The 9,225-nt window shown below is 59.8% G+C and carries 8 protein-coding genes and 2 pseudogenes; 1 reads left to right on the forward strand and 9 read right to left on the reverse strand.

What is annotated here, in order from left to right:
- The first annotated feature begins 158 nt into the window (after nt 1-158).
- Entirely contained in the window at nt 159-938 is a 780-nt protein-coding gene (locus tag AC1DW2_RS39985) for a class I SAM-dependent methyltransferase (protein WP_477008790.1), read from the forward strand.
- Between the two features lie 428 nt (nt 939-1,366).
- Here the strand turns inward: AC1DW2_RS39985 and AC1DW2_RS39990 are convergent, their stop codons facing one another.
- The 9 genes and pseudogenes from AC1DW2_RS39990 to AC1DW2_RS40030 all read right to left on the reverse strand — a co-directional run.
- Nucleotides 1,367-1,840: a hypothetical protein gene (locus tag AC1DW2_RS39990; protein WP_477008791.1), complete on the reverse strand. Its 474-nt coding sequence runs from the start codon at nt 1,838-1,840 to the stop codon at nt 1,367-1,369.
- Between the two features lie 524 nt (nt 1,841-2,364).
- Nucleotides 2,365-2,700, reverse strand: coding sequence for a type II toxin-antitoxin system HigB family toxin (locus AC1DW2_RS39995; protein ID WP_223153650.1), 336 nt, complete (start codon nt 2,698-2,700; stop codon nt 2,365-2,367).
- The gene (locus AC1DW2_RS40000) at nt 2,697-2,909 is read right to left on the reverse strand and encodes a hypothetical protein (protein WP_071915812.1); all 213 of its coding nucleotides are present in this window, start codon (nt 2,907-2,909) and stop codon (nt 2,697-2,699) included. The genes AC1DW2_RS39995 and AC1DW2_RS40000 overlap by 4 nt, the downstream gene beginning before the upstream one ends.
- Nucleotides 2,910-2,917: 8 nt before the next feature.
- On the reverse strand, nt 2,918-3,709 hold the full coding sequence (locus AC1DW2_RS40005; RefSeq protein ID WP_208088277.1) for a GNAT family N-acetyltransferase: 792 nt from the start codon (nt 3,707-3,709) through the stop codon (nt 2,918-2,920).
- Nucleotides 3,710-4,093: 384 nt separating this feature from the next.
- Nucleotides 4,094-4,255 (reverse strand): annotated as a pseudogene (locus AC1DW2_RS40010) (antitoxin); the annotation flags it as partial.
- Between the two features lie 344 nt (nt 4,256-4,599).
- Nucleotides 4,600-4,911 carry a CstA-like transporter-associated (seleno)protein gene (locus AC1DW2_RS40015; protein WP_477008792.1) on the reverse strand — a complete coding sequence of 104 codons (312 nt, stop codon included), beginning with the start codon at nt 4,909-4,911 and terminating at the stop codon, nt 4,600-4,602.
- Nucleotides 4,853-6,961: a carbon starvation CstA family protein gene (locus AC1DW2_RS40020; protein WP_208088276.1), complete on the reverse strand. Its 2,109-nt coding sequence runs from the start codon at nt 6,959-6,961 to the stop codon at nt 4,853-4,855. The genes AC1DW2_RS40015 and AC1DW2_RS40020 overlap by 59 nt, the downstream gene beginning before the upstream one ends.
- A gap of 393 nt (nt 6,962-7,354) precedes the next feature.
- Entirely contained in the window at nt 7,355-8,539 is a 1,185-nt protein-coding gene (locus AC1DW2_RS40025; RefSeq protein ID WP_208088275.1) for a cytochrome P450, read from the reverse strand.
- Between the two features lie 430 nt (nt 8,540-8,969).
- Nucleotides 8,970-9,225: pseudogene (locus AC1DW2_RS40030) on the reverse strand (radical SAM protein); the annotation flags it as partial.

Consider the following 9,225-nt stretch of genomic DNA (forward strand, 5'->3'; position numbering starts at 1 on the left):
TCCAAAAGTGCGTGATAAACTTCGGCATCGAGCCCATGCAATTGACCCCCGATACTTTGGATGCACTGGTAGCCAAGCAGATCGCAACTGATGCCGAGCTGGGCCGCTCCGCCGGCCTCGGGCGCAAATAGTGGAGGAGGCCGGTGAGTAGCGCCCCGATGCAGTCTTTTCTGGCGAACGACGGCGACGCGCACGAGTTGCAAATGGGGCGATGGAGTCGGCGCCTCGCACCGCTGTTGATCGACTTTGCGGGGATTGATCGTGGCGCCCGTGTGCTTGACGTCGGCTGCGGGACCGGAAATCTCGCCGCTTGCCTCGCCGGCAATTCCGCGATCGGCAGTGTCATCGGCCTTGACCTGGCACTCACCTACATCGAACACGCAAGGCGTAGAAATAGCAATCCGCGTCTCACATTCGAGGTCGGTGATGCCTGTGCCTTACCGTTCGCAAATGCCCGTTTCGATCACTCACTCTCTATGCTGGCGTTGCAATTCGCGCCCGACACCGATCTGGCGATACGCGAGATGAAGCGGGTGACCCGACCGGGCGGTACCGTCGCCGCCGCGACATGGGATACGCGTGGCGGATTTGTGGCTTTCCGGATGATCTTCGACACCGCCGCGATGCTCGATCCACGTGGGCACGAAGCGCGGGCGCGCGCGTACACGCGGCCCCTGAGCCGGCCCGGCAATCTGGCGCAGGCGTGGCGCGCGGCAGACTTAAATGATGTCGTGCAAGATACACGGACCATCCGCATGGATTTTTGGGCTCCTGCTGAAGGCAGCGAGGGACCGATCGCCGCCTTTGTTGGCTCGCTGGACAGCGCCGCGAAGGCTAAGCTGCACGATGCGGTGCAATTGGCTTATCTCGATGGTGAGCCGGACGGTCCCCGTTCCTACGCAGCTACTGCCTGGGTCGTGAGGGGTACGGTGCCGTAGGGAGTCGGCTTTTGGCCCAACCCAGACCTCCGGCGATGTCCGCTTTAGCGCCGCTGTTGGGGGAGAAACGGACATCAGCGTCCAGCGGCATTTACATCCGGCGACTTGCGTCTATCGCGCGATACTGAGCGGGTTCGCGGACGCTGATCGCATCCACCGCTTCAGCGATCAAAGCCGACATCTCACGGGCGCTTAGCGGCGGCCCGTACGCCTTGCGGGGCAACGCTGTCATTCGGCCTGCAATATTGCCCCCCTAAGCCGGGGGATCGGCGTCCAAAATTGCTAGCCGATTGACAGGCAGCAGAACGTGGCGCGCTACGCCAAGGGCAATGGCCGGCTGGTGCTGGCTCTGTCGGCGGCCTTTGCTGGTCCGTTGGTCGGACCGTGTGCAGCTGAGGGCTTCAAGGGCGCATCGTCCAGCTTCCTATTCAGATCTCGCAGTCGATTGAGTTCAAAGCCTTACGCAAACCACCGAACGCGCTTAGCCGACAGGGCTCGGTGTCGCCGGCAGCCTTTGAACGCCCGGAAATGGTAGTTCGCTTGATTTCGGGTTCCTTTGACTTCGACTTAGGAAGGGCAGCGGCAACCTTCTTTGATTTGGGATGGTGCCGATGGTGGTCGATCACCTTGGGGGGGTCCGAAGAATCGATACCCATGCCTTCCGATGGAGAAATGCGTTCCTCGACTAGAGAAGGCTGCGCTGGAGTTTTGCTGCTCGCAGCGGCAATTTCTAGTCGATCAGCTTTCGCCAACGCACCATGTGAATCGGAAATGCCTACGGTCGTTTCGGCAAGGGGCTGGACGACCGCTACTGTACTTCGCGCCGGATTTCTGAGTTCCATCGACACCAGAAATCCAACACCCAATAGGATGAGGAGACCCAACGACACCATTCTCAGCATGATGCTTCTCCACCTTAAAATAGTGCCGGTGAAAATTCATCGATCCATGAGGCAACATGGCGGCGGCTCACGTACCACGTACGGGGTGTTTGCCAACAGGGTTAACCACCGGCCTAGATGTTCCTGACGCGCGACGTCGAATATGCCCGGTGAGCCACAGGGCGACTGGCCGGAGACCATCATTGTACCAAGGTGCAGGCCCGACGACGGCGAACGTGATCGCCTTCATCGGGCCAGAATCGCAGTCACAGACTGATGCCGGTTTCGATTCGTGGAGCAAGAGCAGCAATGGAGCCCGCAAAACCCCGCAAATGGACCGAAGAAGAGACCAAGCTGCTGATCGAACTCGCGCAACGTAAGGAAAGAGTGCCAGCGATGGCGCGGGAGATTGGACGTCACATCGCATCCGTTAGGCGACGAGCTCGCGAATTGGGTTTGCCTCTGCTGCCCGGCCGAGGTGAGAGGTAACTTTAGCTCCCTACCCACTCGCCCCTCCGGCTGGATAATTATCAATGTTGCCTTCATCACACCGTCTCCGCGTTGACCTTTTCATAGTCTTCATGATTGCCGAAAAAGCGGAGTATCAACACGCCATCACGATATTGAACTATGGCAATCAGGCGGTAGTCATTGGCCTTGATGTTGAACACCACACGTCCGCCTTCCGGAATGCAGGCGCGCTCGAACGAGGCGACGGCGCCGAACAGTTCCCGCGCGGCGACGGCCACGTGGAACGGCAGTGTATCGATCAATCCGCTGCCGGCCGATCCGTCGTTGATGCGATTGAGGATGTAGGTCTCGAACCCGGTGAGCAGGCGCGTTCCGCTTCGAGTTCGTTCGGGAGGGTGGTCCCGGATCAAGCCGGCATCGGTTGCTTAGGCCTGCTTTCGGCAAGATGCGGGAACGTCTCTCCGAAGGTCTCATCGGTGCCGCCGGCCTCGATCCAGGCTCCCCTGACGGCCTCGGCCAATGCCTCTCCGGTGATCCCCACGTCGAGCGAGGGGTCCTCGGCAAACGGCCCCCAGCTATGGCTGGGGTATCGAACGTGACCATCGGGAAGTTGAGACATGCCTCAGTCTACTTCGTTTCGCGGTAGGTTTCTACGTTCTTCATCTGCTCGCCGTCCCGGAGATCAAGCGTGCCGCTCCACGGCGACGCGACTTCCAGGAAGAAGACCTTCCCGAACGGCATCAGCTTCGGTCCAAAGCGGGCCGGAATATCATTGCTCGGGACCTTCGCGCCCAAGGCCGCGATCGTGAGGGCCATTTTGGGGCCGCCAGCCTCGATCTCCCTCATCAGCTCGGTCACGTCGAGCTTCTGCCGGCGCAAAGTCTCCATGTGCTGCACCAGGAATCCGTAGGCTTCGATCTTCATCTGGCGCCATGCGTCATCCGTGGGACGAAACCCCATCTTGATCCAGACATAGCGACCGATGCGCTCCGCACGCAGCTTGATCCGGTCGATCCCGATCAGGCGGGTGTCGATCAGGTCTCCCATGAGACGGCTTCCATAGCCGCCGCCTTGCATTGCGTCGGAGACGGCCATTCCTTCGGCGTTGAAGGCTGAGCCTTTCAGATCGAGCTCCCGATGGGCGAACCCGAACTCCTGCGTACCCGGAAAATCTCCGTCGACCCGTAGTGAGAATGCCTCTCTGGCGCCGTCGATGAAATGATAGACGGTAGACTTCGATCCAGGCGCACTTTTGGTGATGCGGTCGGCCATGCCCTCTGGTGTCAGATCGAACGTGTCGTAGAACTTCCCCAGCCACCACTGGCGCGACGCCTCGTCGATAGGCCGCTCGAACCGGAGATTGTTGCCTTCTTCGAACATCCGGGATCGGAACCGGTCGTTTTCGCCAAAATTCGCCATCTGCTCTCCTGACGCGCCGCGGCGCCTCCGTCATTTGAAGCCTGTTTTCTGCGACGCTTCTTGAGCGGACCGGGAGGACTCACGAATTCTTCAATCGGCGGGCCGGTCCGACAGCGGATCCCCGCACGTTACCAGAATATGGGGCTTTTCCGGCCGGCCTCAACAATTGCGTGCCGGTGATGGTTACCGCTTCAGTGTGACCAGGATCGCGGCGGCGGAAATGGAGGCTTCCCAGCGAGGGTCTATTGGGCAGCAACAAACTTGAAGGAATGCGAAGAGCTCCGCCGTCGCCAGCGGGGCTCTTTGGGCTAGGGGACCTACTTTGCCCCGATTAGGGGACAAACTTATAGGGGGCGTACTTTGCCCGCGGCTGCAGTCAAAAAACGGACTACCCGGGGCCTTCGCCGGACGCATACGGTTCAAGCCGATAGCCGGCCGTTCCAACCATTGCTCAGCTTCCTGCATGGAATCGAAAATGGAGGTTGCTTTCGCCAGGACTCCCGCGAGCTTCCATGTTCGCCCACTTTGCTCTGGGCTGAGTGGCTGCGGAATGTAGGCGGACATCGTCCTGAGAACACGACGTGACGGAACCTGCGCTTCAGTAAGTGTTCGATGACCACCTGTGGCGGATAGTGTTGCAAAAGTCGGAAATTGAAGGACGCAAAAAATTTCGCAAAAGCTGATTTTTAGCCGGCTCCACCACTGCAATACTGCGTAACGCCAATACGAAGCTCCCTGGTCGTTTTGTAGGATGAAGCCGAAAGATTGACTTCCGTCAAATCCGCGGCCGCACCGAGTTGAAGGCATCACCTCACGCGGTCGGGAGCACCGGCGATGGAACCGAGTACCTCAATCGGCTAGAGCCTGATCTTGCCACTCCGGAGTATGAACTAGCAGCAGCGCCCAGCATTACGTCCATCGAAGCGCCGCTCGATGAACATGTTGACGTATTCGCGCTCAGCCATTGGTGCCGTGCCAGGATGCCGCCTCGCATGGTGGATCAAGTAGGCCTTATAATCGGGCGCACCAATGGCCCGAAGCCAGCCCATGCGCAGTTGTTTGGCCGCGTCCCGCGCGCACGCAAAGCACTCTTCTACCGTCGCCCCAGTGACTTCCCGGCACGACAGGACCGATTTCCGAACATTACGCAGGAGCACCAGACAATCCTCCCTCACGAATTGCAGGTGGCGTCTCAGCCGCACTCGGCATGGCGTTGCGGAACGCCTTCAGCGACATTCGCAGCGTGAAATAAGCCATGACTAGCACGAGAGCAACGAACAGCACCGTGAGCGTGCCGCATATGTAGTTGTTGAAAGCCACACGCTCCATCTCGGCAATGCTCTTGGCCGGAGCGAGGACGGTGCCAGCCGAAGCCGCCTCGCTGTACTTGTTGGCCAACGCGTAGAATCCGATGCGCGGATCGGACGAGAATGCCTTCATCCACCCTGCCGTCAGGGTGCAAACCAGAAGCCAAGCCGTGGGCGCAAGCGTCACCCATGCGTAGCGCTCCCGCTTGAGCTTGATCAGCACGGTAGTAGCCAACAGAAGTGCAATGCCGGCGAGCATCTGGTTCGAGATGCCGAATAGCGGCCAGATCGTATTCACTCCGCCAAGCGGGTCGATCGTGCCCTGATAGACGAAGTAGCCCCACGCGGCGACACAGAGCAGTGTAGCAACCACATTGGAAAACAGGGACTCTGTGCGGCCGAGCGGGGCGTAGATGTTGCCGAGCAGATCCTGAATCATAAATCGGCCTGCGCGGGTGCCGGCATCAACCGCCGTGAGGATGAACAGTGCCTCGAATAGGATGGCGAAGTGGTACCAAAACGCCTCGAGCGCCTTACCTCCAAAGGCCTGAGCCATGATTTGCGCCATACCCACCGCTAAAGTCGGAGCGCCGCCGGCTCGGTTGAGGATAGTGTGTTCGCCCACGTCAGTTGCGGTCTGATTGATCGCTTCAGGGGTGATCACCCACCCCCAATTGCTAATTACCTCGGCTGCCCTTTGGGGCGTGTCGCCGATTACCGCCGCCGGACTGTTCATGGCGAAGTAGATGCCAGGATCGAGCACACATGCAGCGGAAAGTGCCATTATGGCGACGAAAGACTCCATTAGCATGCCGCCGTAACCGACAAAACGGGCGTCCGACTCTCGCTCGATCATCTTTGGCGTTGTGCCCGACGAGATTAACGCGTGAAAGCCTGACACTGCGCCGCATGCGATGGTGATGAAGAGGAACGGGAATAGTGGGCCGGAAAACACTGGTCCGCTACCGTCGGTGAAACGGGTCACCGCTCCCATCTTTAGGTCGGGCTGGACCAGATATATACCGATCGCGAGCGCGACAATGACGCCGATCTTGAGGAACGTGCTGAGGTAATCGCGAGGAGCGAGGAGGAGCCATACTGGCAGCATGGAGGCGATGGCGCCATAAACGATGATTGCCAAAGCCAGGGCAGGTGCGCTGTAGGTGAAAGCTGGCCCGAGCGTTGCGTCCTGGGCCACGTACTGGCCATACCAGATGGCGAGTAAGAGAACTATCACGCCGAATGCAGAGGCTTCTCCCACTTTGCCTGGCCGAATGCTCCGCATGTAGACGCCCATGACCATGGCGGTCGGGATCGTGACGGCAACCGTGAACGTGCCCCATGGGCTTTCGCCCAATGCCTTCACGACGACCAGGCCGAGCGCGGCGAGGATTATGATCATAATCCCGAGGGTGCCAACGAGGGCGACGCCGCCCGCGATTGGGCCCATTTCCATTCTCACCATTTCGCCGAGTGAGCGGCCGTCGCGTCGCATCGAGCAGAACAGAATAACGAAATCCTGTACCGCGCCCGCAAACACCACTCCTACGAGGATCCAAAGAGTTCCCGGCAGATAGCCCATCTGTGCAGCGAGCACCGGCCCGACCAGTGGACCGGCCCCCGCGATGGCCGCGAAGTGATGACCGAAGACGACGTATCTGTTGGTAGGAACGTAGTCGAGCCCATCATTATGGCGTTCGGCCGGCGTCAGGCGTGTGTCGTCCAGCTTCAAGACCTTCTCGGCGATGAACTTGCCGTAAAACCGATAAGAGATGAGGTAAACGCAGATAGCCGCGGTCACTAGCCAGGCCGCACTAACTGGCTCATTGCGATTAAGCGCGATGCCAGCAAGTGCGAATGCGCCCAGCGCCGCTATACCTGTCCATATCACCCAAGATAGTGTCCGCTTCGGCAGCTCAGGATTTGTGAGTGCGTGTTGCGACATGGCCTTCCTCCCTAGGTTGGCTCCAGTCCAGAGGTATTGCCCAAGGAATCCTCGCTCGGCTACCTGCGATAAGTAGTTTACCAGGCCGGCGTGGTGACCATTTTCGCGTTGAGCACATGAGGGTGGCGCGGCAAGGACAGCAACCTCGCTGAGGTGATGGCGTCGGCCTGCGCACCTGAATCGGCATAGTGTAATACCGAGCTGATGAAGTTTATTCTCTACCTTCTCGCTCCGTTTTACAAGTTGAGAGAAGGTTTTAGAGTTGCGCCTTCTTTCCCTGTTCGGGGCTCCGACAAACCAATCAGAGCCCGCTCACAAGCGTCGAGGAATTCTGTGTCATCGCTTGGTGAGACAAATAAACTAAACGCTTCTCCCTCGTCCCTCGCGCCGACCCTATTGCAGTCGAAGCGGCAGATTGAGGGGGCCGCGGAAACCGAATCCGTGCCAGCGCACGCTCGCAGGATCAGGCAAGGTCATGTTGGGAAAGCGCTCGAACAGCATCGGCATCAGGATGTCCCCGACAGTTCGCCGCGACAGGTGCGCGCCCGCGCAATGATGCGGGCCGTTGCCAAAGGCCTGGTGAGGATTGGGGGCGCGAAGCGCGTTGTAGTTCTCGCCGTCTTCGATGACGTCCTCGTCTCGGTTGGCGGAGGCCTGGATCGTCATCACGGTGTCGCCCTTCGGGATGAAGCAGCCGCGAATCTCCGTGTCCTCCATAACGAGCCGTGAACTCGCCTGGATCGGCGCCACCCACCGGACCCCTTCCTCGAAGGCGGCGCGCCATTTGTCGCCTGCGCGCACGCTGTCGAGCTGATCGGGATTGGTGAGGAGGCCGTAGAGGATCGTCAGCAGGGCGTCGCGTGGCTCGTTGATGCCGCCGCCGATCGCGATTTTTACGTTGGCGATCATCTGGCTTTCCAGAATAGGAGTCTTCGCGTTCACCATGAAGGAGAGCGCTGAGGAATCCGGCTCGGCACGCACGCGTTCGGCGTTCGCGCGGATACATTTGTCCATTTCCGCATTGGCGATATCGGTCGCTTGGAAAGGCCCTGGCGTCCAGCCGAAATTGCCGGCACCGTCGATCAGCGTCTGCGACCATCGTTGCATGTCCTCATCGCTCGCGTCCGGAACGCCTATCGCATGCGCCAGCATCCGCGCGGCAAGCGGTCCCGCGAGCGCGGGAAAGAGATCGACAACCTCGCCGCGCGGCAGCCGGTCGAGATACGCCGCCGCCAGGTTCGCATATAGCGGCCCCCAGACGGATTCGATCGTCTTCGGCATCAGGGCCGGCATCATCGCCATGCGTTCGGTCCGATGCTCGTCGTGGTCCTTGCGCATCAGCGTATGCGCGAGAAAGGCGCGCTTCATGGGCGTGTTCGGATCGTTGGAGCTGAACAACGCCGCATTGTCCTTCACGTATTTGGTGTCGGCAGCCTTGGTGAGGAACGTGCGGCCCACGGACTTGACGCGCAACACGGGCGCTTCGCGCCTCAGGCGCTTATAGATCGGATAGGGATCGCGCGTGAGCTCCGCGATCGTGATCGTCTCGTTCAGGGGGGCCAAGGCGGCATTCGACATGGCGGATGGTCCTGTTGCCACGCGTCAGTATGAGCCAAGGTGCGGCAAGCGCAATGGGGCAGGCGCAAAACAGCGCAACCCGGTGTCCGCCGCGCCCGCTGGCGCAAAGCCGGAAACTTTAATCTCACCTTGCCGTTAACGGGCCTCAGACACCGATTCTCGATGGCTCAGACCGGCTGCCTGTGATCATCGGTTGAGGAGCACTGTTGCCGAAGCCAGACTTTCCCGATGGCTCAATTTACGGAATGAGCAATTATGGAAGGACCGCTTCTGGCGCAAAGCGGCCGGTCACCGGCATGTCTGCTCCTGGCGGCAGAACGGAAGTGGACGTTTTGGGGCTGTTCGGTGCAAACGCACGTCGCTTGTCCGTCAATCTGTGAGGATGCGATGGTTCGTGGCGGCTTGAGAATCAACTAGCGCGAGTTTGCAACTACCGCACGGACAGCTTAGGTTTCTGCGCCTCTTCGATATGCCGCCGCTGATCGAGAAACGCCTGGCTAGACCGCGTCTTGTACAAGTCCAGATTCTCGGTCTCGTCGGGCCGCAGTGTGATCGCCTCATCGACATAAGTGAGCCGGTGCGGATCCGACTTGACCTTGCGCGCCAGCCGGTGGAGGCGCAGCGCTAGCGATGCCCATTGCGCGGCCTTCAGGACGGTCTCGGCGACATAGCGCGGATAGAACGAC

This window comes from Bradyrhizobium sp. P3_C3 (assembly GCF_056402655.1).